Source organism: Rhodococcus sp. 5G237 (assembly GCF_053764735.1).
This window is the reverse complement of record NZ_JBSNCD010000001.1, coordinates 206,140-230,149: the sequence shown is the minus strand read 5'-3', so window position 1 is coordinate 230,149 and position 24,010 is coordinate 206,140. Positions and strand designations below refer to the sequence as shown.

The following is a 24,010-nucleotide window of genomic DNA, read 5'->3' as shown; positions in this document are numbered from 1 at the left end:
CTGGGACGAAGTGGGGAGCTTCGATCACTCGAAGGTCGGGCTGGTGAACTTGTCGTAGAAGATCTGGTCCTTCGGGACGTTCCTGCTCTCGAGAAGCTCGAGGGTGGCGTCCACCATCGGGGGCGGGCCGCACAGATACGTCTCGCACCGGTGGAGTTCGGTCTCGTGCGCACCGACCACGTCCGGAACCATGCCCGTCTCCACCCCGGTGAGATCGTCGGGAAGGCAGTCCGCGCTCTCCGACAAGCATGGCACGAAGACGAAGTCCCGTAAGCTTTTCGAGAATTCTCGTATCTCGTCGAGGTAGAACAGGTCGGCGGCGGTGCGGGCGCCGTAGTAGAAGCGCACCGGGCGCGGATCGGAGGTCTCGCTCATGTGCCGCAACAGCGACAGGATGGGCGCCATCCCGGCCCCGCCACCGATACAGACGATGGGCAGCACGTGACCGTCCTTGAGCGTCGACGATCCGTACGGACCCGTCAGTGCCAGTTCGTCTCCCACGTGCAGACCGTCGTCGAGCAGGCCCGAGAAGACACCGCCGGGATACTTCTTGATGAGGAACTGCACCCGATCGGTGGTCGCCGGGGTGGTGGCCATGGAGAACGACCGGTGATCCTCGGTTCCGGGGATGGTGATGTCGGCGTACTGGCCGGCCTTGAACTCGAAGACCTCCGGTTCGATCGGCCGGACCCCGAGCGCGACGATGTCCCGGGTAACCGGTTCGATCGAGACCACCTCGGTCCGGACGTTCTGGATCGGCACGCCGCCGAGCAATTCGTCCTCGTCGAAGTTGAGCAGTTCGATGGTGCAGTCGCTGAACGAATGCGAGCGGCAGAGCAGGACGTATCCCTCCTCGACCTCGGCGTCGTTGCACGCGAAGGTGGAGTAGCGGTCCATCTGGATGTCGCCGTCGAGGACGTAGGACTTGCAGGCCGAGCATTGCCCCTCACGACATCCGTGCATCAGGTGGATGCCCTGCCGGAAGGCCGCGTCGAGGATCTTCTCGTCCTCGGCGACGTCCATCTCGATGTCGACGGGTTCGAAGTGGATGCGGTGGGTGTCGGCCACTGGAACCTCCTGTACTTCGGTAGGGGGACCCGGCCGGCGCGGATGCAGGGGGTGTGACCGCGCCGGCCGGACCGGGGTGTGTCAGAGCGGAGTGGCACCGGCGCGGTACTCCGCGACGTGCGCTTCCCGTTCCGCGTCCGACATCTGGTTCAGCAGCACGTTCGGGCTCTGGAAGGTGTTGCCCCGCACGTCGTCCAGGGTCCACATCTTCTTCGGGTCGAGATCGAGGTGCGGCTGGCCGATGAGGGTCTTCCCGTCGTCGCGGACGTAACCGAGGTCCTGGACGATGTCGGCGAGATCCTTGTCGTGGTGCAGCGTCTCCCATTCACGGAAACCGGTGAGACGACCCATGTTCGGGGTCTCGCGGCCCTCGTACTCGCCGCGGAAGGCGACCGCGTCGGTCCAGTAGCACGGCTCCGAGCAGTAGGTGCGCCACTGGTCGTCGACCTTCTCGACCACCATGTCCTCGCGGACGAGGCACGGCACCATGCACGTCCAGCACCGGTGGGGGTACTGGTATCCCACATCCTCGAAGGCGATCGGCTTGTTGCGTCCGGGATGGGCGAGACGGTTGTAGTTCTCCCACCACTTGCCGAACTTCGAGTACCAGCCGGGATACTTCTCCTCGAACCATTCGAAGTCGGCGTCGGTCATCGCGTCGATCCGCCAGTAGTTCACCGGCCAGCCGGTCGCGAAGAAGCGTGCCACCTCGTGCACGTAACTCTTCTCGGTGATGCGCTTCCACGCCTCCTCGACGAGATCGTGCGGGATGGTGAGCCCGTACTTCTCGAGCGGGAGCAGGTAGCTGCGGTAGTAGTCGTCGTAGATCCACCGCCGCCACATCTCGGCGTAGGATTCGCGGTCCTTCCGGCGGTCCTTCGTGCCGTACTCGATGAAGGTGCCGATCGCGGCGTCGACGACGCAGTGGTTGTTCCACCACGCGTACCGCAGGTCGCGTTCGAGGAGCGGACGGTTGCGTTCGTCGGCGAGGGCCATCAGCAGGATCGAGTAACCGTTGGAGATGTGCCGGGACTCGTCCGACTGCACGGAGTGGAAGACCGTGGGCAGCAGGTAGTCGCCGTTGGCGGCGGCCTCGTCGGGCATCGCGACGAAAAGCGTGTTGGTGAAGGCGGTCTCGGCGACCACCGTCAGGTAGATGTTCGCGGCGGTGATGGCGTCGCCGGTGATGAATCCTTCACCGAACTGCCGGCCGATGGTGCCCGCGTAGTTGTTCGCGAACGCCTTCTCCGTGATGTCGAAGCCGGCCGGGTCGATGTAGTTGTTCATGTACAGCTTCTTGAGGTTCATTTGAATCGTCGAGTGACGAACCTCGTCGATCATCTGCACCGCGAGCCCGTTGTGGATCTCGGGATTGGGCACGGCGTCGATGGCCATGGGCATCGCGCGGGCCGCGGAAATCTCGGGGAACGGGATGATCGACAGGAACAACTTCTGCCATTCGAGCCAGCGTTGCTGGACCTGGCGGAACATGTTGCCGCGGATGGCGCCGTCCATGGCGCCGTAGACGCGGTTGTCCTTCTCCTCCTCCATCGGGAAGTACGACCGCATGATCTGCTTGAGCGGATCCTTCTTCGGGGCCTTCTCGAAGGTGTAGTCGGTGCCGAAGCGGGTCGCGGGTGTCGCGAAGGTGGGTTCCCACGACAGTTCGGTGATCTTCGCATGCGCCTTGGTGAGGCTCTGCCTGCTCAATGTGTGCCTCCTGGATCGGGAGCCGGCTGGCGCCGGCCGTCGGGAGATCGGGGGTGATGTCGATACAACCCCGGAAGGAACACACAATCTGTCTCATTCTGAGACGCGGATCACAGTTTGAAGCGTTAAAGTTGCGTTCGAAACCTTCCGAAGAGCGACCCGCGCGACCGACAATCGGGAGATCGACGGTGAGTGCAGACAGACCGGGTGCTGCGTCGAAACGCGCAGCATCCCGAGACGAAGCCGGAGGTAGTGCGATCGCACCAGGCGATATCGGTCGGATGAGGCACTGGCTGCGCGTGTCGTGGTTGCGATCGGCGCAGGCGAACGTCGACACCGACCAGCCGGGCGCCGACTACGTCGACCCGGACACGGTGGACACCGTGCTCACCCGCGCTGCGGCGCCGGTGCTGGATGCGATGGCCCAGGAGATCGACAGCGAACCCGTCTCGCTCATCCTCACCGACGCCTCCGGAACCGTGCTGCGCCGGCACCTCGGAGATACCGGTCTCGCCGCTGCGCTCGACAGCGTCCATCTCGCCCCCGGGTTCCGGTACGCCGAGACGAGCGTCGGCACGAACGGCATCGGCACCTCCCTCGAGGTGGGCGCACCCCTGCTCATCCGCGGCGACGAGCACTACAACGGGCGGCTACGCCGCTTCTCGTGTGCGGGCGCTCCGGTGACCCATCCGGTGACCGGGGCGGTGCTCGGCGCCGTGGACCTGACCACCCTGGCGGAGAACACCAATGCGCTGCTGCTGTCGTTCGCGAAGATGGTCGCGCAGCGGATCCGGGAACAGATCCTCGAGGAAGCCGGCGAGCTCGACCGGGCGCTGCTGCGCGACTACCACCTCGCCTGCCAGCATTCGGGCCGGCCGGTCATCGCGATCGGCGACGAAGTGCTCATGATGAACGACCTCACGCAGCGCGTGTTCGATTCGCGCGACCAGGCGGCCATCATCGACCGCACCCGCGACTCGCGGGGCAGGTCCGAACCGTTCACGCTCCTCGCCGACCTGCCGAGCGGCGTCACCGCACGGTTGTCCTACCGGCCCACCTTCGTCGACGACAGGCTCGCAGGCGGGATCGTGCACATCAAGGAACAGGTGAGCCGCGGGCGGGCACGGACGGCCGGTCGCGGTGGCGCTCCGGTTCTGCGATCCGTCGTCGGTACGAGCGCCACGTGGACGCGCGCCGTCGAGGAGGTGTTCGACGCCTGTGCGCGGACCGAGTGGATCGTCGTCGACGGCGAGCCGGGCTCCGGAAGGTCGGCCCTGGTCCGTGCGGTGCACGAATACGCCAGGAGCGGGCGCCTTCTCGTCTCGGCGGATGCGTCGACGGTGAGCGTCGACGAGCTCCTCGAGCGGATCGCGGCGGCGGTGGACGAGGGAGCGGATCTGCTGATCCGCCGCGTCGACGGACTCGACGGCGACACCCTCGATGCGGTGAGCGATCTCCTGCTCGATGCGGCGTCGAACTCCCTCGCGGACGATTCCTGGGTGACGGTCACGATGGATTCGACCGACGGCCTGCCCGATACGCATCCGCTGTTGCGGTTGTTCCCCAAGACCGTGCCGGTGCCCCCGTTGCGTCACCACGTCGACGATCTGCCCGAACTGTCCCGCTTCCTGCTCGATTCGATGGGTGCCGAGAACCTGACGTTGTCCCGCGCCGCGGCGAACCAGCTCGCGCGACTGTCGTGGCAGGGCAACGTGACACATCTTCGAACGGTGCTCGAGGACATCTTCAGGCGCCGGCGGTCCGGCACGATCGAGCTCGACGATCTGCCCGCGGAGTGCAGGTCGGCCACCCGCCGGCGCCTGACGAGAATCGAATCGCTCGAACGCGACGCGGTGGTCGACGCCCTCGCGCTCCACAACGGCGACAAGGCCGCCGCGGCACATGCTCTGGGGATGTCGCGCGCGACGATCTACCGCAAGATCCGCGAGTACGGAATCGAGTTCGGCCGCGCTTCGAAACAGGAGCGGACGACACGTCAACGACGTTCCGACAGCCGCTCGTAGGACGCCCGCCACGCCCATTCGACCGGACCCTGACGGAATCGTCCGAGCCACCACCGGGATCCGACCACCATCACCGCTCCCACCGCAACGTACACCGCAATCGTGAACGGGACCCGCATGTCGGCGTCCACGGCCTTCGCCAGGCCGAATCCCCAGTCGTAACAGAGCACCGACGCGACGATGTTCTGCAGGATGTAGCAACTCAGCGCGGTCCGCCCGATGCGTTCACAGGCGGTACCGACCGTGCCGGTCGTGGACCTGCCGACGTAGAAATGGGCGATCCACGCCAGCAGGCCGAGCGCGACGAACGGTGCGATGCCGTAGCGCGCTGCGAATACACCTGCGGCACCACCGAACAGACCTGCGGCGAGATCGAGAGGCGCCGCGATCGCGCCGACCACCATCAGCCGTCGGCGCAGCACCGCACCTCTGCTGTCGAACAGACCGGCCGAATACAGTGCGGCACCGGTCAGGAACAGCGCGACCGTCATCGGGATCACGAAGATCACCTCGGCGCGGAACGCAGCGGCGTTGTCCACGCGGAAGACGACCATGTCCCACCAGGTGGCGGTGGTCAACTCGGGGGTCTCCGGATTCGGCGGTGAACCGGCGAGCGCCACGACGAGCGCGGTCACGGCCAGCGCGTGCACAGCGACGGCCGCACCCGCGACCCACAACCGCACACGACCGGAGGAGATCACGAGCCCGCACACGAGCATGGACGTCAGTGCATATCCCATGAGGATGTCGAACTCGGCGACGAGCAGGTAGTGCACGAGCCCGTCGACGAGGAGCAGAGCGGCGCGTACCCGGTAGCCGCCGGGCCACGGCCGCCCCGCTCGCTGTGCGGAGGCCGCCTGCACGGCCAGGCCGATCCCGAACATCAGCGTGAGTAGCCCGAGGAACTTCCCCTGTGTGAGCTGCATGAGGATGCGTTGCGGCCACGGATCGGTGCCGACCGAGGCGAGATAGCCGACGATGCCGGCGGGGTCGGTGAAGATCCAGACATTGGCGGCGAAGGTGCCGAGGATGGCGATTCCCCGGGCCACGTCGAGGGCGAGGATGCGTCGCTGTCGCGTCGTCGGATCGGTGACCGTCATGGTTCTCACCATGCGACGCGGAGGGTGCGGTGCGCGTCGGCCGACCGGGGGATCACGGGTCCTCCATGCGGGTGACCCGGCGCTCGGTGGTCTCCCCGAGCGCATGGAGCGGCGAGGTGGAACAGAGCAAGAACTGTCGGGTCCCGTGTGCCTCGGTGATGTGAGCATGGAGTCATGCACGAAACCCCCACCGAACTCGCCGAACTCCAGGTGCTCCTCGACACGTCGCTGTCCCGGTCCACATCCCATCTGAGGTCGATCGTCGACGCGTCGCGGACCCTCACGGCCGAGCAGCTCGTCGAGGTGCTCACGGGCATGTGCGTCCTCTCGCTGGCGACGGTCACCGCCGGCGGTGAACCGCGCATCAGCGGTGTGGACGGACACTTCCTGCACGGCAAGTGGTACTTCGGCACGGCCCCCAACGCCGCCAAGGCCCGGCATCTCGCCGCACGTCCCGCGGTCAGCGCGGCGCACATGCGCGGGGAGGACCTCGGCGTGTTCACGCACGGTCACGTGGAGATTCTCAACCCGTGCGGCGGTGAGCCGGCCGACGACTGGCCCGAACTGCTCGCCTACCTTCAGTCGTTCTACGGCGGGGACGCGTTCGACTGGGACGAGGAGGTGGTCTACTACCGCCTGGATCCGCATTGGATGACCGTGTACGCGCCCGATGTCACGGCGCTCGTCGACCGACGCTGACCCCGTCGTCCCAGGATTGGATCACTCCGGGAGCGAGCTCCCCCCCAGCGCGCCGCGCAGATGCTCGGTCTCGGTGGGCAGGCTGTCGGGAACGAACGTCCACCGGCCTCCCGTCCACGGATCGGCCAGCTCCCCGTCGACGGGGAGCTTCTGCGCCTCGTCCCACAGCATCTCCGCGACCCGATCGTCCGATGGATCGCCCGCGAGGACGACCGAGACCCGACCGGCACTGCCGGTACGCGCGATCCGGACGATCTCGATCAGGTCGTCGTGGTCGTAGCCGTAGGGGAACCCGGCGAGGACCAGCAACACGGGTGAGGCGGTCTCCGCGTCGACCTGCCGGGCGAGCGCGTCGAGGTCCGCCGCGTCGGCCAGCCCTCGGAGTCTGGCGGGGACCTGTGACCGGTCGTGGACGGGTGGTCCGGCAAGTCGGGCTGCGGTGAGGGGTTCGAGTGCGGGCAGCGTCCGCCCTGGATCGACGAGGTGCAACAGGGTGTCGGGCCGGGCCGTGAGCAGCCGCACGACCACGGACGACACGACGGGGCCGAGTTCGGCCGGATCACCGTCGATCCACAACGGTCGCGTGAGCGGCGCCGGCAGACACAGGGGGATGCGCAGCGGACCCAGATCGGGCGCCGTCACCTCACCCACCCGCACGCCGTCGCTCGGCAGGTGCAGGTGCATCCAGGCCGGGGAGATCCACGATGCGAGTGCGGGCGGCAACGTCGCGTCGACGGTGAGCAGCTCGGCGGCGAGCACCGCACTGTCGTCGCGGTAGCGGGCCTCGGCGACACCGACGAGCTCGTCGTAGCGCTGCTGCGCACGTGCCCGGGCACGGTCGGCCTCGGGCTCCATGCGCCGGGCGGGATCGGCCACGGCTGCCGAGAGTTCGTCGTCGAAGCGGTGCTGGGCGAACTCCACACTCGACGTGTACGCGGCGGCCGACCGGGCGGCGTCCTCGAAGATCCGCCACAACACCTCGAGGGGTGAGAGGCCGATGACGGGATCGGCCCCGGGAGCGGCCACCTTCTCCGCATCGGAGGGTGACTCGACATCCACTCCGTGCGCGGTGAACATCTCGGCGAGTCCACCGGCGTATCCCTGGCCGAGGGCGCGGATCTTCCATTCGTCGTGACGACGGTAGATCTCCCAGCACAGCAGCGCCGTCTCGGTACCGACCGCCGGTTCCACGTGAAACGACGCGAGGACGGTGCCCGCCGCGTCGGACAGCGAGGTCGACACCGCTGCGGGTCGCTCGCAGCCGACCGCGCACAGCACGCGCGCACCGGGACGGACCGAGTCGACGTCGACGACGATCACCTCGCCCTGGAGTCGAACGCCGGGCGTGCCGGGCTGGTTGTAGAACACGATGTCGTCGGAGGACGCCACCTGCAGGTCGTCGTCCACGACGAACGCGCACACGTCGAGCGGGACGGATGCGGTCGCCGTGAAACGGGCCGTGCGGGTCGGCAGCGGGGCGTTGCGCCCCGCTGTGAAGAGCTCGCCCACCGGTCAGACGGCCAGGAACCGGCCCAATTGCGGCGCAGCCTCACCGGGATGCTTCGCCTGCATGCCCTCGCCGATGGCCTGCAGCTTCCATTCGCTGCCCTGGCGGTAGACCTTCGCCATGACCATGCCCGTGAACGGCATGCCACCCTGCAGCGTGTAGCGGGCCAGCTCGGTGTCGATCGTGCCGTCGATGAGACGGCAGAACGCATTCTTCACTTGCTCGAAGGTGTGGCCCTTGTAGGAGGTGACGATGAACATCACCGTCGTGACATGGGCGGGGACCCGCGTGAGGTCGACGAGCATCACCTCGTCGTCGCCCTCACCGGCACCGGTGAGGTTGTCGCCCTGGTGCTGGACCGAACCGTCCTTCGACTGCAGCTGGCCGTAGTACACGACGTCGGCGATCTGGTTGTCGGCGAACATCACGGCAGAGGCGTCGAGGTCGATGTCGGCGGAGCGGTTGCCGAACAGGCCGCGCTTCTCCACCGGATCCCAGCCGAGCCCCATGCGCAGGAAGGTCAACGCGACGCCGCCGTCCTTGCGGAGGGTGACCTTCTGGCCCTTCACCAGGCTCACCGGGCGGTTCTTCGTGAGGCTGACCTCCGCAGGCTGTGCCGGAGCCGTCGGTTGTGCCGGAGGTGCCGGAGGTGCCGGCTGCGCCGGATATGCCGGAGGTGGGGTCTGCTGCACCGGCGGAGGCGGAGTCTGCTGAACTGGCGGAGCCTGAGCGGGCGTGGGAGCGACGGGCTGCGGTGCGGCAGCAGGTTGGGCCGGTGCGTCGTCGACGCTGACGCCGTGATCGGTCACCAGCGCCGCGAATCCGCCCGCATATCCCTGGCCCACGGCGCGGACCTTCCACGCGCCCTGGCGCCGGTACAACTCCAGCGCGATCACGATGGATTCGGTGCTCAGTCCGTCGATCCGGTACTCGTACAACACCGTTCCCGCACTGTCGGACACGCGCGCGGTGGGCGGTGCGAACCGGCCGAAGTTGCTCGACGCGTCGTCGAGGGTGATCACAGCGCGTACCTGATCGATGTCGGCGGGAACCTGCGCGAGCGACACGGCGAGCGATGCTGCCTGTCCGGGCGCGCCGGATACGAGACGCACACCCGGCCCGGTGGGCTGGTTGAAGAACACGAAGTCGGCGTCGGAGCGCACCTTGCCGTCGGCCTTGACGAGCAGTGCGGACAGATCGGCGGGCGTGGTCAGCTCGAGCGAGACGACGACGTCGGACGCGGTGAGCGGTCCGTTCTGACCCTTGGAGAGCGGAGTCGGCAAGAGATGTGTCCTCACTGTGTTCGGTGACCGGGCACCTTCTACTCTACGAAGAGACCGGAAGACGAGCGGATCGGGCGAACCAGGTGAGAATCTCCTCCCCGGCGGTGACGCCCGCGGCGGCGGTCACCGAGACGGTCGGGTGGCGCCAGTCCATCAGTTCGAGTTCGCCGTGACGAGGCCGGATCGCGGCGTCGGCGGCCTTCAGCATCTCCGCATCGAGCGCACCGTCCCCAGCGGCGAAGACGGGGGCATCCTCGGCGAGCACCCCGCGGTCGCGGAGCCGCCGGTGCACCTCGGCCACCGCGCGGCTCTTGCACACGCTGTTCGGCATCGTGTAGATCTTCCGGCCCTGCTGCGACGCGTTCCAGCCGCGCGTCGAACACCACTCGTGCCAGTCGTCGAGGAATCCCGCCGGTTGCGCTGCGACGTCGACGACGAGATAGCAGAACAACTCGTCGGCGATGCGGAACTTCGACACCCAGTCCTCGGAGATGCGGCGACGCAGTTCGGTCGTCACCTCGTCGAGGCTCGCGCCCCCATCGCGTACCGCTGCTTCCACGGTCCTGCGCCAGTGCGGGTCGAGATGCCCGTCCTCGATGATCGACCCACCGTTGCTCGCGATGGCATACCGCCACGGACCGCCGGGGAGGTCGATGCGGCGGAACTGTTCGGGTGTGCGCGTGGTCGTCGGCACCATCGCGACCTCGTCGGCGAGCGTCCGAAGCTGTTGTGCAGCAGTGTCGGTGACGTACGACAGCGGTGCGCCCTCGTAGTACTCGACGCACAGCAGATCCTGCGTGTCGAACTGGTCGCCGGTCATCGCGGCGCGCGAATAGATGAGGGTGCGGTCGAGATCGGTGGCGACCAGGGCGGGCGCAGTGCTGGTCACGGCAGGTCCTTGATCAGTCCCATGCAGGAGTAGGCCAGGTCGGGAACCTCCTCGACGGGAACGTCGCGGGCGGCCGCGAGCATCCGGATGTGGGCGTGCTCGTCGGCGGTGATGTCGCGTACCAGAACCTTCCAGGGGACGCGGCGCAGCAACACGCGGGTGGTCTCTCCGACACCGGGTTTGACGAAGTTGACGCTCGAGATGCCGTACTGCGCCCGCACCCGTTCGACGGACTCCCAGCCGGCCCAGGTGGGGGTGCGGTCGGATTCGAGCACTGCCTGCGCGGCCGATGCGACGTCGCCGCACGTGTCGAACTCTGCGGTGACGGCGTCCAGCAGATGGTTCGACACGTCGTCCGCGGCCAGCTCGGCGTAGAACTTGGCGCCGTGGAACTCCCCGGGTCCGATCAGGCTGTCGTTGAGGACCGTCCGCGAGACCAGTCCGGAGACGGTGGAGTTCAGGCAGGCCGAGGCGATGAGGAAGTCGTCGCGCGTGCCGTAGGTGCGGACGCAGTGGCCGGGGTCGGCGAGTACCGCGAGATCGTCGGACAGGACGGGACCGCCTCGCGCGGTGTATTCGGCGAGCGCAGCGGACAGTTCACGCGCGATCGCACCCTTGCCCGTCCAGCCGTCGACGAAGACGATCGACGCGGGATCGTGCCGCGCGGTGATGTGATCGAGGGCGGCGGAGTCGATTCCGCGGCCCCGGACGATCGACACGGCGTAGTGCGGCAGCGTCAACCCGTGGTGGTGCAGCGCCCACCGGCGGATCAGGATGCCGATCGGGGTGCCCGCCCGCGCGAGCGACACGAGGGTCAGGTCGGTTCCGCGTTCGGAGAGAAGCAGTTCGGTGACCGTGCCCACCGCGTGCGCCAACCGGCCCGCTGTGCCGGCCAGTGCCTTGTCGAACAGTTCGCGGTAGGCGGCGTCGGGCTGGTACTCGATCGGCAGGGACTCCGCGTAGTGCGCGAGACCGGCCTGGATCCGTGCCTCACGTTCGGCGATGTCGCCCTCGAGGTCGGCGTGGGAGAGGTCCTTGAGCAGCCACGTCACCTCGTCGGGCGCGTAGGAGCCGAACTCGGGTCCGGTCAGTGGCACGGTCATACGGTCTCCCTGTGGGTGCGCAGCACCGTCGGATCGGTGGCGGGCACGATCATGACGAGGACGTCCTCGCCGGCAGCTGTGAGCACGTCGAGAACGCCTCCCGGTGCGCGCAGACGGTCGGTGTCGGCGGGCGAATCGATGACGAGGATCAGCTCGGCGCGGACCTCGGTCGGCGTGGGCCACTGCGCGTTGTAGAGGAAGCGCGGCACCTCGTTCTCGAACTCGCTGTCGATGTGTTCGGGGGCGGTGAAACGGAATCCGCGGCGCAACGGATATCCGTCGACGTCCATCACGTGGACGGGGGAGCGGGTCGTGGTCTGGAACCGGGCGGGGGTGCCGCGTTCGACGAGCGCCTCGGCGAGTCGCAGCGGCAGGTACATCAGTTCCTCGTGTCCGACCACGACGGCGGGACGCCGGGCATCGCGCACGTCCGCGATCGCGTCGGCGAGTGTCGACAGCGCCGCGTCGAAGGCCGCCGCGTCGGCTCGCAGCATCCCGTGCCGCCCACCGTCGGGCACGTGGGACGGCCACGCCGCGTGGAGGAACCGGACGTCGCCGCGTCGATCGCCCACCGGATTGAGGAGAGGGCCGGGCAACGCCGCGACCCGCGCGACGAGATCGTCGGGGACGACGGATCGTCCGGCGGCCAGGCTCACGTGCTCGATGGTCGTGCCGAGTTCCGCCGCGACCTCCGTAGTGCGGCGGCGATCCTGTTCCGACCGCATGTCGACGAGGGAGGCGAGCACGTAACGATCACGCGGATGATCGCGGTGCAGCGCGCGGATGGCGTCGAGGGCCGTTGCACCCGTGGAGATCTCGTCGTCGACGAGGACGAGCGGCGCGGCGTTGGCGAACAGTGCGCCGGAGGTCGGCTGGAGCAGGTGGAAGGTCGCGTGCGAGTGCCCCTCCTCGAATCCGGTGAGCACCTCTGCTCCGGGAACCTGGCGTCGCGTCGAGTGCAGGTAGCATGCGGCGTCGAGGGCGTCGGCCACGCAGTGACCGAGACCCGTTGCGGTTTCGGCGAATCCCATGACGACAGCGTCGGATGCTGCATCGCCGAGGAGATCGGCGACGAGCCGGCCGAGCCGGTGACCGGCACCGCGCACCGCGGCCGGCTCGGTGGGGATGTGCTTACCGAGAACCGTGGAGACGAGCAGGTGCGCGCGTCGTGGATTGCGTCGCAGCCCAGGTCGGACGAGTTCGGGAACGGTGTAACCGCACGGCGACTCCACATGTTCGAGAGCGAAGCCGAGTTCTGCGGTGGCCCAAGGAATGTCGAGAATATCGGTCATCGGTCCACCAGCGCCGTCAGCAGGTCGACGAAGGTGATCCCCTTACGGGTGACACCGAACACCGACGCGCGCAACAGGGTCTGCTCGGCCCACGTGCGGTGGGGTCGCCGTTCGTTCATCTTGTTGCCGTATCCCGAGGCCTGCACGCCACCGGTGTCGCGATCGAGGATGTCGGTCGCATCGTGGAACTCCTCGTGGGTCACGGCCGACAAGGCATGCACCGCAGTGACATGCGACGGATGGATGACGGTCTTGCCCTGGATACCGTTGGCGCGGTCGAGGGCGATCTCGCGCAACAGACCGTCGAGATCGCGGCTGACGAGCTGCTGACGGAACAGCACGGCGTCCTGCTCCTCGAAGGGCGTCGAACGCAGCATCGGGCGGAACATGCGTTCGTGATCGGCGAAGTACTCCCAGACGGGCCCGGTGATGACGAAACCCGTTCCGTCGGTACGTCCGAGGTGATTGACGATGTCGGCGATCACGTCGACGACGACGCGCACGTCGTAGATCGTCAGGTCGCGGTCGCGCCGGATACCGAAGGTCGCGCACATGTCGGTCGCGCCGATCCGGACGGCGAGAACGCGGTGACGGTGCTCGGCGAGGATGCCGGAGATCGCACGCAATTCGCCGTCGCGGGTCTCGCGGTGGACGACCTCGGCCGACTCGATGACGGGCATCGCGTAGAGGTGACGGCCGAGCAGATCCGACGCCGCGGCCACCGCCTCGAGGAAGGCGGGCCCGGTGCGTGCGGTGAACTTGGGCACCACGAATCCGGTCAGCACGGCCTTGCCGGCGCCGAGCATCGACGCGATCCGTCCGACGCCGTCGGCCGTGCGGACACGGACGAACAACATCATCGGCGACGGTCCGCGTTCGGCGAGCGCATCGAGCGTCGCGACGGCGTTCTGCAGGCCCTGCTCGACCTCGTCGTCGGCGACGGCGTCCTCGAGGTCGAGGACCATCGACGTCACACCCTCGGTCGCACGCTTCGAGATGGTCGCGACGAGATCGCCGCGCGTCGCGGGTACGTAGAGCGTGGCGCCGAGAGCGGTCGCCAGGCGGTCGCGATCGTCGCTGTGCCCGAACGGCTCGGGACGGTGCAGGAACAACTCCTCCATCGTCGCGCCGTCGAGATGCCGAAAGTGCTGCATGGCGCGCACTTCGGTAAGCGTGGCCCCCCTCATGCGTTCTCGGTCCGTCCTCTCATCCGATCGACCACTCCTGCGATGAAGGTAGACACCGCATCCAAATCTCTGACGTAGGCCCAGTAGTCGGGGTGCACACCGGTGAGTGCGTCGACGGCCCTGTCGATCCGGCTCAACTGCGAGTCGAGAACGGAACCCCATTCTGCGGTGAGACCGCGTTGCACGGCCAGGTGTTGTGCGTCACGGAGGCGGAACCGCACCTCGTCGACCTTGGCCCCCGGATTCTGCCGGACGGAACGCAGCGTAGCGAGTCGTGCGGTCACGGCGTCGACGAGTTCTTCGGCGCGCGACAGTTCGGCGCGGATCGCCGCGACCAGCTCGAGGGCTTCCTCGGGTCGGCCGTCCTTCGCCGCCGCCCGTGCGCGTCCGAGCTGGTCCTCGGCGCGAGCGAGCAGTTCGGCGGCCTGTTTCTCGTTCCCGGACAGGTCGGCGGAGCTGGCCGCATTGAACTCGCGCAGCAGCGCGGAGAAGGCCGGGGCGAGACCTTCCGTGCGGGTCCGGACCGCTCCGATCCTGGTGGTCACCGAAGCGAGGGTGCGAGCGGCCTCGTCGCGGCGCCCCGGTGCTGCGGCGAGGGCGTCGAGCAGAGCGGTGGTCGCCTCTTCGACTCGGAGGGCCGCCGTGCGGGTCGCGCCTACGCCGTGCGCCGCATCGAGGCTGTTCAGGGCCTTCTCGAGCGCTTCGGTGGCGGACCGAACCGACGGATAGTTCGCAAAGGCAACAAAATCCGGGGTCTGTGTCGCGGCGAGAGTGTTGCGCGCTTCGGTACGCATCCGGTGCGCCAGCTCGGGCACCGTGTTCGCCACGGCCGTCATGTGCTCGAGGTGCCCCCGGTTGTTTCCGAAGAATTCATCAAGTGTTCGTGTTGCTTCGGTTATCTGCCGCAGTGCCTGCTCGTAGGCCGGAGCAGGTGCGAGCGGTTGTTCCGGATCCGTCACTGCCAGTTGGAGATACGTCTCACCGGCGCGATAACACGCCTGACGGATGGGATCCCACTGACGGAGCAGGTGCCGTTCGGGTTCGAGCTCGTACGACGCGGCTACACCGGCCTCGATGACGGACTGGCGCTTGTCCATGTCGAGGAACGCCGCGACCATCGCATCGTGTGCACGACGAGCCGCGGGATCTTCCGTGTTTCCCCCGCCGAACAGGCGGCGCGTCCATCGGGTCGCCACAGAACCGAATGGTACTGGGCGCACGTCCACCGGGCCGATCCGTCACCTTTCCGCCGGTCGGAACCGTGGTTCGTGCGGGTCACGGAAGTGAGGCGCGGGACCGGGCATAGTGGATATGGGCGTACCCCACGGCAACAACTAGTGTGGGGAGAAACGCACACCGGGCGTGCCCTATACCGGTACGTCGACCGTTGGAACGATCGAAAGGACCCCGCATGGGCGTCAGCTTGACCAAGGGCGGAAACGTCTCCCTCACCAAGGAAGCTCCGAACCTGACGGCAGTGTCCGTCGGCCTGGGCTGGGACGTTCGCACCACCACCGGCACCGACTTCGACCTCGATGCCAGCGCCATCGCCACCGGGGCCGACAAGAAGGTCGTCTCCGACCAGCACTTCGTCTTCTTCAACAACCTCAAGTCGCCCGACGGTGCCATCGAGCACATCGGCGACAACCGCACGGGTGAAGGCGAAGGCGACGACGAGGTCATCAACGTCGACCTCGCCGCCACCCCGGCGAACATCGAGAGCATCTTCTTCCCGGTCTCGATCTACGATGCCGATTCCCGCAGCCAGTCGTTCGGCCAGGTCCGCAACGCGTACATCCGCGTCGTCGACCGCGCGAACGGCAACGAACTCGCTCGTTACGACCTGTCCGAGGACGCCTCGACCGAGACCGCCATGGTCTTCGGCGAGCTGTACCGCAACGGTGCGGAGTGGAAGTTCCGTGCCATCGGCCAGGGCTACGCGTCCGGTCTCGCGGGTATCGCCCGCGACTACGGCGTCAACGTCTAGTTCGTTTCTTCCGGGTTCCGGCTTCGGTCGCAGTACCGAAGCCGGAACCGACGTGCAGTAACCACCCTGCAACGCCCTGATTCCGATTAGAAAGGCCACGCTTCGTGGTTCTGCGAATATTCGGTGCATCCTTCGCGGTCACCGTCGTCTCCCTCGTGGTCGCCTTCCTCTACGGCGGCCCGCAAGCTCTGTTCCTCTGCGTGATCCTCGGCATCCTCGAAGTCTCGCTGTCGTTCGACAACGCGGTCATCAACGCGACCGTGCTGCGGCGGATGAGCGAGTTCTGGCAGAAGATCTTCCTCACCATCGGCATCCTCATCGCCGTCTTCGGTATGCGTCTGGTGTTCCCCCTCGCGATCGTGTGGGTGGCGTCCGGACTCGGACCGATCGAGGCGTTGAATCTGGCGCTCAATCCGCCGGCCGACGGAGCTGCCTACTTCCCGGACGGCAGCCCCAGCTACGAGACCCTCATCACCGACGCGCATCCGCAGATCGCGGCGTTCGGCGGCATGTTCCTGCTGATGCTCTTCCTGCACTTCATCCTCGAAGAGCGCGAGATCAAGTGGCTGGAATGGCTCGAACGTCCCCTCGCCAAGGCCGGCAAGCTCGAACAGCTCGAGGTCGTCGTCGCCACCGCGCTGCTGCTCATCACGGCCACCGTCATCGCACCCGAGGACAAGGTCTCGACCGTCATGATCGCCGGCGCGCTCGGCATGATCACCTACATCGCGGTCAACGGGCTCGGCGAGATGTTCCACATCCCCGAGGAAGGCGAAGAGCCCAGCGGCGGACCGAGCGGCCTCGCGAAGGCCACCGGTAAGGCCGGCTTCTTCCTGTTCCTCTACCTCGAGGTGCTCGACGCGTCGTTCTCGTTCGACGGTGTCATCGGCGCCTTCGCCATCACGTCCGACCCGATCATCATCGCCCTGGGCCTCGGCTTCATCGGCGCGATGTTCGTCCGCTCGATCACCATCTTCCTGGTGCGCAAGGGCACGCTGTCCGACTACGTGTACCTCGAGCACGGTGCTCACTGGGCCATCGGTGCGCTGGCACTGATCCTGCTGTACTCGATCGGCACCCACGTCCCCGAGGTCATCACCGGCCTCGTCGGTGTCGCCCTGATCGGTGCGGCATTCGCCTCGAGCATCTACCGCAACCGCAAGATCGCGGCGAGGGAAGGCGAAGATGCTGTGAAGACCAGCATCCCCTGATCCTCGACAGTTCGAACTACATGCCGATGGGAGCCCTCGATCCGACACCTCGGATCGGGGGCTCCCATCGCTTTCCCATCCCGTGCGCAACCGCGCGCAGCAACTCCGACGAAAGGCTCGACATGGCCATCGACTACAACAAGAAGCCCGAGCAGAACGCCGGCGGCGTCAACCTGAGCAAGATCAACCTCACCAAGGAATCGCCCACCGTGAGCCTGTCGAAGGCCGGGTCCGGGCAGGGCGTCACGCGGGTGAACCTCAACTGGTCGCGCGGTGAGCAGAAGAAGGGCTTCCTCGCCAAGCTCACCGGCGCGAGCGGTGGTGTGGACCTCGACCTCGGTTGCCTCTTCGAACTCGCCGACGGATCGAAAGGTGTCATCCAGGCGCTCGGCAACAGCTTCGGCGCGCTGAACACCCCGCCGTACATCCACCTCGACGGTGACGACCGCACCGGCTCGAACACCGGCGGCGAGAACATGTCCGTCAACCTCGAACGTCCCGAACTGTTCAAGCGTGTGCTGATCTTCGCGATGATCTACGAGGGCGCGCCGAACTGGGCTGCCGTGGACGGCGTCGTCACCCTGACCCCGCCGTCGGGGCCGCAGATCGAGGTGCGTCTGGACTCGCCGAACAACGGCGCGCGGATCTGCGCGATCGCGATGCTGCAGAACACCGGGCAGGGCATCACCGTCGAGCGTCTCGTGCAGTACATCGACGGCAGCCAGTCCGACCTCGACCGCGCGTTCGGGTGGGGCATGCAGTGGCAGGCGGGGCGTAAGTAGGCCTACCCCAGAAGTCGTCCCGGCCCGGGTGGCCGGTCACAGGAGATCCCGTCGGCGCGTGCCGGCGGGATCTCGGTGGTTCCGACCCCGCTCAGCGGGGTCGAAGACACCGAGGTGGGTGCGTCCGGTTCTCTCGGGCGGGATGTCGATTGCCGAACCGGAATGTCAGTTTCGGTGGAGAGCGAGGACCGGAATGGTGCGCACCCCGCGGGTCTTCTCCTCGTACTCGGCGAAGCCGGGGTAGCGGCGAGCCTGTTCGGCATAGATACGGTCGCGTTCGGCGCCGGTGATCTCTTCTACCGTGACCTCGAAGGTCTCGGTGCCGATCTCGACCTCCGCTCGACCGGCGGTGGTGAGGTTGTAGTACCAGGCCGGGTGGGAAGGTGCACCCCCTTTGCTCGCGAAGACGTACACGGTCGCGGCGTCCTCCGCGTCCGGCAGATACAGCGTCGGAGTCACCGTCTCGCGACCGCTCTTGCGACCCCGATGGTGCAGGAGCACCATCGGGGCACCCTCGAAATTGCCGCCGACCCGGCCTCCGTTGGCCCGGAACTCGGCGATTACCTGCGCATTCCAGTCGTCGGACGAACTCATGGACGCGCACCTCCCATCCAAGGTCACCACTGCCGAGCAGATCGTACGCCGCCGCGAATCCCGTTCGGACTCGAAGTGGATCCGTTCCTGACCTTTCATCCGCAATCCAGCCGAGGCCGCGGCGACGCTGCCCAATACCCCTGTTCACCGAATTGGTCCGCGCCGCCCTCGCCGACCCCGACTGGACCGACGACCACGATCGAGCCTTGGTCCTCGGCCACGTCCTGACCACCTGCTTGCTCGACCTGACGACCGATCCTGCCAACATCACCGACATCCGCCATACGATCACCCGCGCAGCACGACTGCTCTTCACCACCTCGCTTCCGAACGGTTCGAACTGTCGCCCGTAGCTCGGTACCGGATGGCGCACCGCTGCACACTGGGCACCGATACCGCGATGGGAATGAAGTGGCAGACGGGTCGCCAGTAGCGATCACTCTCGGTGCGTATCGGGATCCGATGACTCGGCCGAAGCCGGAAGCTCACGCGAGGAGCGGCGTGACCTCGGCCTCGAACCGTTCGAGCTGCTCCGTTCCGGCGGAGACCGACAGCTCGTTCGAAACCTCCTTGCGGGTACTGCCGGACAGCGCCCGCACCCGTAGGGCCAGGTGTGCGATGCCTGCGGCGGCGAACGCCCGGACGCGTTCGGCGACCTGCTCGGGTGTACCCACCAGGTGGATGCCGTCGTAATCCTCGTCCGGACGGACCGGGCGGTCGCGAAGGTCGAGTTCGCACAGCGTGGTATACCGGCGCGAGAGATGTTCGCGCCCATATTCCACCGCGTATTCCTCGATGCGCGTGATCGCTTCCCGCGCTGCCTCCGGGCTCAGGTTCGTGCCGTGGAAGCCGTCGCCGTGGCTCGCGACGCGGCGCAACCCGCGCGAGGTGCGACCTGCCAGCAGGATAGGGATCTCCTTCGTGGGACGTGGTTCGAAGAACAGTGGACCGAACGAGTAGAACTCACCGCTGAATCCGTCCGAAGGGTCGCTCCAGCAGGTCCGCAGAATGTCGATGAACTCCGCGGTTGCCGAGCCACGCCGACGGAACCTCTCACCCGCACCGAGAGCCTGGAACTCGTTCTCCTGCCAGCCGGTACCGATACCGGCCACCACACGTCCCGGAGCGAGTAGATCGAGCGACGCCCAGGACTTGGCCACCACCACCGGATTACGGTTGGCCAGCACCAGGACGGACGTGCCGAGTTCGACCCGCTCGGTGGCGCCGGCCACCAGCGACAGCGCGATCAGCGGATCCACGGCCGGCGTGTCGAACCCGACGGGGAAACGCCGATCCGGGTGATCGTGTTCGGTGGTCGGGGTGAAGACGACGTGGTCGCTGGCCCACACCGCCTCGAATCCGAGTCGCTCGGCGGTCGTTCCCGTCGTCAGGATCGCGTCGCGCGACGCGAGTGGGCTGAGATTGGGAAGCTTCACCCCGAAGGTGATCGATCCCGCCGTCACGGCGTGACCAGCTCGACGATCTCGTCCAGGCGGGAACTGGTCGCCACGTTGTCGGTGGGAACGTACTCGGCCGGACGCGACACTCCGGTGGTCACCGATTCGACGACCGGCACCGCGAGATCACCCACCGCGATCGCCTGTCCGGAGTCGGAGAGGAGGAACTCGACGAACAACCGGGCCGCGTTCGGATTGGGGGCGGTGCTGCTGATGGAGGCAAGCATCGCGAAGCCGGTGGTGTTGTCCGGGACGACGACCTCGACGGGCGCCCCCGCCTTCTGCACCGTCGACACCGTGCTCAGCGGAGCAGGCACGAATGCGCCCACCTCGCCTGCCGCGACCTGCTGAATGGCGTTGCTGACCGAATCACCCATGGAGTAGTTCTGGGTCTGCTGGAGTTCGGTGAAGAACTCCTCGCCGAAGGTGTCGAGCCAGAAGTTGTAGACACCGGCGGTGGCGACGCTGTTCTGCGGTGCAGCGACCAGCAATCCGCGTGCGATGGCATCACCGGTGATCAGGTCCTCCCACGAAGTCGGAGGGGTCCCTGTGACCAGGTCGGTGTTGTAGGCGATGCCCCACGGCTGCTCCAGCACCGGCACGGTGTACTCGGTCTGCTCGGCCGCATCGACCCGTTCCAGATTGGGGATCTGCGCGGGATCCAGCGGTGCCAGCCACCCCTTCTCTGCGACGTCTCCGGCGAACACCGGGTCCGGTTGCCACAGAACGTCGGCGCCGAGCGATCCGGCTTCGGATTCGGCGGCGAACCGGGCGTTGAGGTCGGCGCTCGCTTGGCGGACGACCTGCACGGTGATGGAGTACTCGTCTTCGAACGCGTCGGCCAGGCTCTGGGTGAGCTCGGCGTTGTAGGCGCTGTAGACGACCACGCTGCCTTCCTCCTGCGCTGCCTCGACGATCGCGTCGAAGGAGTCCATCGCTTCGGTGGGGCCCTCCCCTGTGCTCTCACCGCAGGCAGCGAGAAGCAGGGCGATGGTGCTGAGGGCGCCGACGAGGTGGAGTCGGCGTCGGATCGGTGAAGGCATGGGACTGTACCTCTCTGAGATGTGGGCCGCGTGGAGTTATCGGCGGCGGCCGAGGAACCGGGCGAGCGACAGGGCGGTGAGCACGAACAGCACCGAGATCAGGCTGAGAATGCCTGCGAGCGCTGCGAGTTGAGCGTGATCGCCGCCTTCGTAGAGGTCGACGAGCGTCGAACCGACGACGGGATTACGGGACCCGGCCAGGATCGCGGCAGCGTTGACATCCCCGATGATGTGTACGAAGAACAGGATCCCGGCGGAAACGAGCCCGGGCGCCATCAGCGGCAGTGTCACCCAACGCAGAGTGCGGCCTTCCCCGTGGCCGGAGGTGTACGAGGCATCCATCAGGTCGTTGCCGACGCGGGACAACGCGTCGGACGATTGCAGCACGGCCTGGTAGAGGTACACCGCGATGAAAGCGATCAGCAGCAGCCAGCGAGTGTTCCCGAGCCGGAAGGGGTCACCGGCGAAGGCGAGGACGAATGCGACGGCCAGAACGATGTGCGACATGTTGCCGGGCAGTTTGAGGACGCCGTCGGCCACCCGCGCCTGCCACGCCGTACTGCGGTGCAGGTACAGCGCAGCGAAAACAGCTGCGAGAACACCGATGACGCTGCCCACCACGCCGAGCCACAGGCTGTTGCGCAGCGCTTCGCCGGCGGGCCCGCTGCTCGCGAGGAGAGCGCGATAGTTGTGCAGGCCGAGTTCGTCCCACTTCACGTCCGGGGTCCAGTAACGCTGCAACGAGACGAACAGGATCGCAGACAACGGCACCACCGACATCATCAGCAGGTAGCCGAGCATGCCGATGCGAGCGACCGGACGCCACCGGCCGAGTGCCACGACAGCATCGGACTGTCCACGCGACGAGATCCGCGCGAAGTTGCTGCTGCGGGCACTGCGGGACTGGAGAATCCAGACGACACCGATCACCACGAGCATCGCGAGGCCGAGCAGCAGGGCAGTGCGCGTGTCGGGTGGATAGGAGAACTTCATCGCCTGCACGATGCGGGTGGACACCACGTCGATACCGGATCTGGTGCCGAGGATGCTCGGAACCGAATAGATTCCGAGACCGACGACCGTCACGAGGAAGACCGCGGACAGCGCGGCCGGTTTGACGGCGGGCAGCGTCACCGTGACGAAGGTCCGGAGCGGAGACGAACCCGCCATGCGGGCGGCCTCTTCCAGCGCCGGGTCGAGGGAACGAAGCGACGCCGCCAGCGGCAGGTAGGCGTACGGAACCATGTAGGCCGTGTACGCGAGAATCACTCCGTACCAGCTGAAGACGTCGAACGGACCGTCCTCGAGTTGGATACCGAGAACGGACAGACCGTCGCGGATGAGTACGTTGGCGAACCCGCTGTTCGGCGACAGCAGAAAGGTCCACGCGATCGATCCGGCGATCGGCGGCACCAGCAGCGAGGCGATGGGTAGGAGTTCGCCGACGATACCGAATCGCGCATCGGTGCGTTCGTTCAACCATGCGAGCATTCCACCGACGACCAGGGCCAGCGGGCCCGCGGTGAACAGAATGATCGCGGTGTTGACGATCGCCGATCGCGTCCGGGGGTCGGTGAAGACGCGTTCGAACTCGTCGAAACCGATCACGTCGCCGTCGAGTACGAAGGTCCGCCAGATCATGATGACCAGCGGATACAGCAACAGGGCGCACAGCACGAGAGTGACCGCGGCGGTGATCGCGTGCAATGGCCGGTGCCGAACCTGCTGTGCCCAGCGTGCATACCGCTGCGGTGCGGTCGTCTCGGGTTCCGTCCCGGATAGGGGAGCGGGACGATCTGCGACCGGCGACGGGGCGCTCACCGGTCGTCCTGTCCGACAGCCGGACTCAGTTCGGTGCCGTCCATGAGCCAGCAATTTCCGGCGTCGAAGTCGATCCACACGGTGGAACCGAGTTCGGGGGCGGGGGTGTCACTCGGACGCCACACCTCGATCGAGGCGCCGTCCAGGTCGATCTGGATCCGCACCTGAGCGCCGCCGAAGACGACGGAACGCACAGTGCCGGAATGGACGTTGGTCCCGGCGGCCGGGGCGGTGTCCGTGATCCGGATCGCCTCGGGCCGAACGACCCCGAGCACGTGTGCGCCGACGGGGAATTCGCGGCTCGACATGCCGACCATCGGTCCGATCGCGGACTTGAACTCGATGGTCTCGCCGGAGACCTGCGTGACGGGCCCGTCGAACTCGTTGGTCCGGCCGACGAAGTTGGCGACGTAACGGTTGGCCGGTCGCAGGTAGACCTCGCGCGGTGGCGCGAGCTGCTCGACCACGCCGTCCCGGAGCGTGGCGATGCGATGCCCGAGTTCCATCGCCTCGGTCTGATCGTGGGTGACGTACAGGGCGGCGAAGCCGAGTTCCTGCTGCATCTCCAGCAGGTCGCCGCGAAGCTGGTCGCGCACCTTGGCATCGACGTTCGACAGGGGTTCGTCGAAGAGGACGAGGTCGTTGCCGGCCACCAGCGCCCGGGCCAGTGCGACCCGCTGTTGCTGACCGCCGCTGAGCTGACCCGGATACTGCTGCGCCAGATGTCCGACGCCGACCAGTTCGAGCATCTGCGCGACACGCTCGGCGACGGCTGCGGTGCCGAGACGACGCCGACGCAGGGGATAGGCGACGTTCTTGAACACCGTCAGGTGGGGCCACAGCGCGTAGCTCTGGAAGACGACGCTGACCGAGCGTCGCTCGGGCGGGGTGAGAATGCCGCGGGCGGAGGAGAATACCGTTTTCCCGCCGATCTCGACCTCGCCGCTGTCGGGTTGTTCGAGCCCCGCAACACAGCGCAACAGGGTGGTCTTGCCGCACCCGCTCGGGCCGAGCAGCACCACGAACTCACCGGCACGAACCTCGAGTGAGATGTCGTCGACCGGCGTGATCGTGGCACCGTCCCTGCGCTGGAAACTCTTTCGGAGAGTGCGTATCTCCACCACGGCCGAATCTGCGGACGTTGTCGTGTCCATCGCCTCGAGCACCTCGCTTCGGCGTCGCCTGATCTGTTGATCTGCAATCTATTCAGCGAGGTGTTCGAGGGGGAATGGCGAAATGCCGTCCAATGGGAT

At 67.0% G+C, this 24,010-nt stretch carries 20 protein-coding genes; 5 read left to right on the top strand and 15 right to left on the bottom strand.

The window, feature by feature from the left end; translation table 11 throughout:
- Nucleotides 1–24: 24 nt before the first annotated feature.
- Both ACWPOC_RS01050 and ACWPOC_RS01045 read right to left on the bottom strand, forming a co-directional pair.
- Nucleotides 25–1,068 (bottom strand): 2Fe-2S iron-sulfur cluster-binding protein, encoded by a 1,044-nt coding sequence (locus ACWPOC_RS01050; RefSeq protein WP_455407859.1) that lies wholly within the window; start codon nucleotides 1,066–1,068, stop codon nucleotides 25–27.
- An 81-nt stretch (nucleotides 1,069–1,149) separates the two neighbouring features.
- Entirely contained in the window at nucleotides 1,150–2,778 is a 1,629-nt protein-coding gene (locus tag ACWPOC_RS01045) for a ferritin family protein (RefSeq protein ID WP_120280831.1), read from the bottom strand.
- 281 nt (nucleotides 2,779–3,059) lie between these two features.
- Here ACWPOC_RS01045 and ACWPOC_RS01040 point away from each other — a divergent pair, with 281 nt between their 5' ends.
- A complete protein-coding gene (locus ACWPOC_RS01040; protein WP_455407858.1) occupies nucleotides 3,060–4,802 on the top strand; it encodes a sigma-54-dependent Fis family transcriptional regulator in 1,743 nt (580 codons plus the stop codon).
- On the opposite strand, the gene ACWPOC_RS01035 is transcribed toward ACWPOC_RS01040, so the two are convergent.
- Entirely contained in the window at nucleotides 4,775–5,902 is a 1,128-nt protein-coding gene (locus tag ACWPOC_RS01035) for a DUF418 domain-containing protein (protein ID WP_455407857.1), read from the bottom strand. The genes ACWPOC_RS01040 and ACWPOC_RS01035 overlap by 28 nt on opposite strands.
- 174 nt (nucleotides 5,903–6,076) lie before the next feature.
- On the opposite strand from ACWPOC_RS01035, the gene ACWPOC_RS01030 reads away from it, so the two are divergent.
- Nucleotides 6,077–6,601 carry a pyridoxamine 5'-phosphate oxidase family protein gene (locus tag ACWPOC_RS01030; RefSeq protein WP_455407856.1) on the top strand — a complete coding sequence of 175 codons (525 nt, stop codon included), beginning with the start codon at nucleotides 6,077–6,079 and terminating at the stop codon, nucleotides 6,599–6,601.
- Nucleotides 6,602–6,622: 21 nt separating this feature from the next.
- Here ACWPOC_RS01030 and ACWPOC_RS01025 read toward each other — a convergent pair whose 3' ends face one another.
- The 7 genes from ACWPOC_RS01025 to ACWPOC_RS00995 all read right to left on the bottom strand — a co-directional run bounded on the left by ACWPOC_RS01025 (nucleotide 6,623) and on the right by ACWPOC_RS00995 (nucleotide 14,980).
- Nucleotides 6,623–8,110: a TerD family protein gene (locus tag ACWPOC_RS01025; protein ID WP_455407855.1), complete on the bottom strand. Its 1,488-nt coding sequence runs from the start codon at nucleotides 8,108–8,110 to the stop codon at nucleotides 6,623–6,625.
- A gap of 3 nt (nucleotides 8,111–8,113) precedes the next feature.
- A complete protein-coding gene (locus ACWPOC_RS01020) occupies nucleotides 8,114–9,391 on the bottom strand; it encodes a TerD family protein (RefSeq protein ID WP_120280826.1) in 1,278 nt (425 codons plus the stop codon).
- Nucleotides 9,392–9,434: 43 nt separating this feature from the next.
- A complete protein-coding gene (locus ACWPOC_RS01015; RefSeq protein WP_455408006.1) occupies nucleotides 9,435–10,211 on the bottom strand; it encodes an HAD family hydrolase in 777 nt (258 codons plus the stop codon).
- Between the two features lie 65 nt (nucleotides 10,212–10,276).
- Complete coding sequence (locus ACWPOC_RS01010; RefSeq protein ID WP_120280824.1) at nucleotides 10,277–11,383, bottom strand: cysteine protease StiP family protein; 1,107 nt, start codon at nucleotides 11,381–11,383, stop codon at nucleotides 10,277–10,279.
- Nucleotides 11,380–12,675 carry a phosphoribosyltransferase family protein gene (locus tag ACWPOC_RS01005; RefSeq protein WP_455407854.1) on the bottom strand — a complete coding sequence of 432 codons (1,296 nt, stop codon included), beginning with the start codon at nucleotides 12,673–12,675 and terminating at the stop codon, nucleotides 11,380–11,382. The genes ACWPOC_RS01010 and ACWPOC_RS01005 overlap by 4 nt, the downstream gene beginning before the upstream one ends.
- A complete protein-coding gene (locus ACWPOC_RS01000) occupies nucleotides 12,672–13,829 on the bottom strand; it encodes an HpcH/HpaI aldolase/citrate lyase family protein (RefSeq protein ID WP_455408005.1) in 1,158 nt (385 codons plus the stop codon). The genes ACWPOC_RS01005 and ACWPOC_RS01000 overlap by 4 nt, the downstream gene beginning before the upstream one ends.
- Nucleotides 13,830–13,858: 29 nt before the next feature.
- Nucleotides 13,859–14,980: a hypothetical protein gene (locus ACWPOC_RS00995; protein ID WP_230791892.1), complete on the bottom strand. Its 1,122-nt coding sequence runs from the start codon at nucleotides 14,978–14,980 to the stop codon at nucleotides 13,859–13,861.
- Between the two features lie 293 nt (nucleotides 14,981–15,273).
- Here ACWPOC_RS00995 and ACWPOC_RS00990 point away from each other — a divergent pair, with 293 nt between their 5' ends.
- The 3 genes from ACWPOC_RS00990 (at nucleotide 15,274) to ACWPOC_RS00980 (ending at nucleotide 17,842) form a co-directional block, all read left to right on the top strand.
- A complete protein-coding gene (locus tag ACWPOC_RS00990; protein ID WP_120280820.1) occupies nucleotides 15,274–15,849 on the top strand; it encodes a TerD family protein in 576 nt (191 codons plus the stop codon).
- A 104-nt stretch (nucleotides 15,850–15,953) separates the two neighbouring features.
- Entirely contained in the window at nucleotides 15,954–17,060 is a 1,107-nt protein-coding gene (locus ACWPOC_RS00985) for a DUF475 domain-containing protein (RefSeq protein WP_120280819.1), read from the top strand.
- 122 nt (nucleotides 17,061–17,182) lie between these two features.
- Nucleotides 17,183–17,842, top strand: coding sequence for a TerD family protein (locus ACWPOC_RS00980; RefSeq protein ID WP_120283782.1), 660 nt, complete (start codon nucleotides 17,183–17,185; stop codon nucleotides 17,840–17,842).
- Nucleotides 17,843–18,007: 165 nt separating this feature from the next.
- Here ACWPOC_RS00980 and ACWPOC_RS00975 read toward each other — a convergent pair whose 3' ends face one another.
- From ACWPOC_RS00975 to ACWPOC_RS00955, 5 genes are all read right to left on the bottom strand, one after another.
- Nucleotides 18,008–18,436, bottom strand: coding sequence for a nitroreductase/quinone reductase family protein (locus ACWPOC_RS00975; RefSeq protein ID WP_120280818.1), 429 nt, complete (start codon nucleotides 18,434–18,436; stop codon nucleotides 18,008–18,010).
- 485 nt (nucleotides 18,437–18,921) lie between these two features.
- The gene (locus ACWPOC_RS00970) at nucleotides 18,922–19,899 is read right to left on the bottom strand and encodes a TIGR03619 family F420-dependent LLM class oxidoreductase (protein ID WP_183070613.1); all 978 of its coding nucleotides are present in this window, start codon (nucleotides 19,897–19,899) and stop codon (nucleotides 18,922–18,924) included.
- On the bottom strand, nucleotides 19,896–20,936 hold the full coding sequence (locus tag ACWPOC_RS00965; RefSeq protein WP_268654845.1) for an ABC transporter substrate-binding protein: 1,041 nt from the start codon (nucleotides 20,934–20,936) through the stop codon (nucleotides 19,896–19,898). The genes ACWPOC_RS00970 and ACWPOC_RS00965 overlap by 4 nt, the downstream gene beginning before the upstream one ends.
- Nucleotides 20,937–20,972: 36 nt before the next feature.
- Nucleotides 20,973–22,757: an ABC transporter permease gene (locus ACWPOC_RS00960; RefSeq protein ID WP_147414373.1), complete on the bottom strand. Its 1,785-nt coding sequence runs from the start codon at nucleotides 22,755–22,757 to the stop codon at nucleotides 20,973–20,975.
- Nucleotides 22,754–23,911 (bottom strand): ABC transporter ATP-binding protein, encoded by a 1,158-nt coding sequence (locus tag ACWPOC_RS00955; protein ID WP_147414372.1) that lies wholly within the window; start codon nucleotides 23,909–23,911, stop codon nucleotides 22,754–22,756. The genes ACWPOC_RS00960 and ACWPOC_RS00955 overlap by 4 nt, the downstream gene beginning before the upstream one ends.
- Nucleotides 23,912–24,010: the final 99 nt, after the last annotated feature.

Coding starts and splice junctions, on each gene's coding strand:
- ACWPOC_RS01040 (WP_455407858.1), top strand. CDS start 3,060: ATGAGGCACTGGCTGCGCGTGTCGTGGTTGCGATCGGCGCAGGCGAAC.
- ACWPOC_RS01035 (WP_455407857.1), bottom strand. CDS start 5,902: ATGACGGTCACCGATCCGACGACGCGACAGCGACGCATCCTCGCCCTC.
- ACWPOC_RS01030 (WP_455407856.1), top strand. CDS start 6,077: ATGCACGAAACCCCCACCGAACTCGCCGAACTCCAGGTGCTCCTCGAC.
- ACWPOC_RS01015 (WP_455408006.1), bottom strand. CDS start 10,211: ATGACCGGCGACCAGTTCGACACGCAGGATCTGCTGTGCGTCGAGTAC.
- ACWPOC_RS01010 (WP_120280824.1), bottom strand. CDS start 11,383: ATGACCGTGCCACTGACCGGACCCGAGTTCGGCTCCTACGCGCCCGAC.
- ACWPOC_RS01005 (WP_455407854.1), bottom strand. CDS start 12,675: ATGACCGATATTCTCGACATTCCTTGGGCCACCGCAGAACTCGGCTTC.
- ACWPOC_RS01000 (WP_455408005.1), bottom strand. CDS start 13,829: ATGCAGCACTTTCGGCATCTCGACGGCGCGACGATGGAGGAGTTGTTC.
- ACWPOC_RS00995 (WP_230791892.1), bottom strand. CDS start 14,980: ATGGTCGCGGCGTTCCTCGACATGGACAAGCGCCAGTCCGTCATCGAG.
- ACWPOC_RS00990 (WP_120280820.1), top strand. CDS start 15,274: ATGGGCGTCAGCTTGACCAAGGGCGGAAACGTCTCCCTCACCAAGGAA.
- ACWPOC_RS00980 (WP_120283782.1), top strand. CDS start 17,183: ATGGCCATCGACTACAACAAGAAGCCCGAGCAGAACGCCGGCGGCGTC.
- ACWPOC_RS00975 (WP_120280818.1), bottom strand. CDS start 18,436: ATGAGTTCGTCCGACGACTGGAATGCGCAGGTAATCGCCGAGTTCCGG.
- ACWPOC_RS00965 (WP_268654845.1), bottom strand. CDS start 20,936: ATGCCTTCACCGATCCGACGCCGACTCCACCTCGTCGGCGCCCTCAGC.
- ACWPOC_RS00955 (WP_147414372.1), bottom strand. CDS start 23,911: ATGGACACGACAACGTCCGCAGATTCGGCCGTGGTGGAGATACGCACT.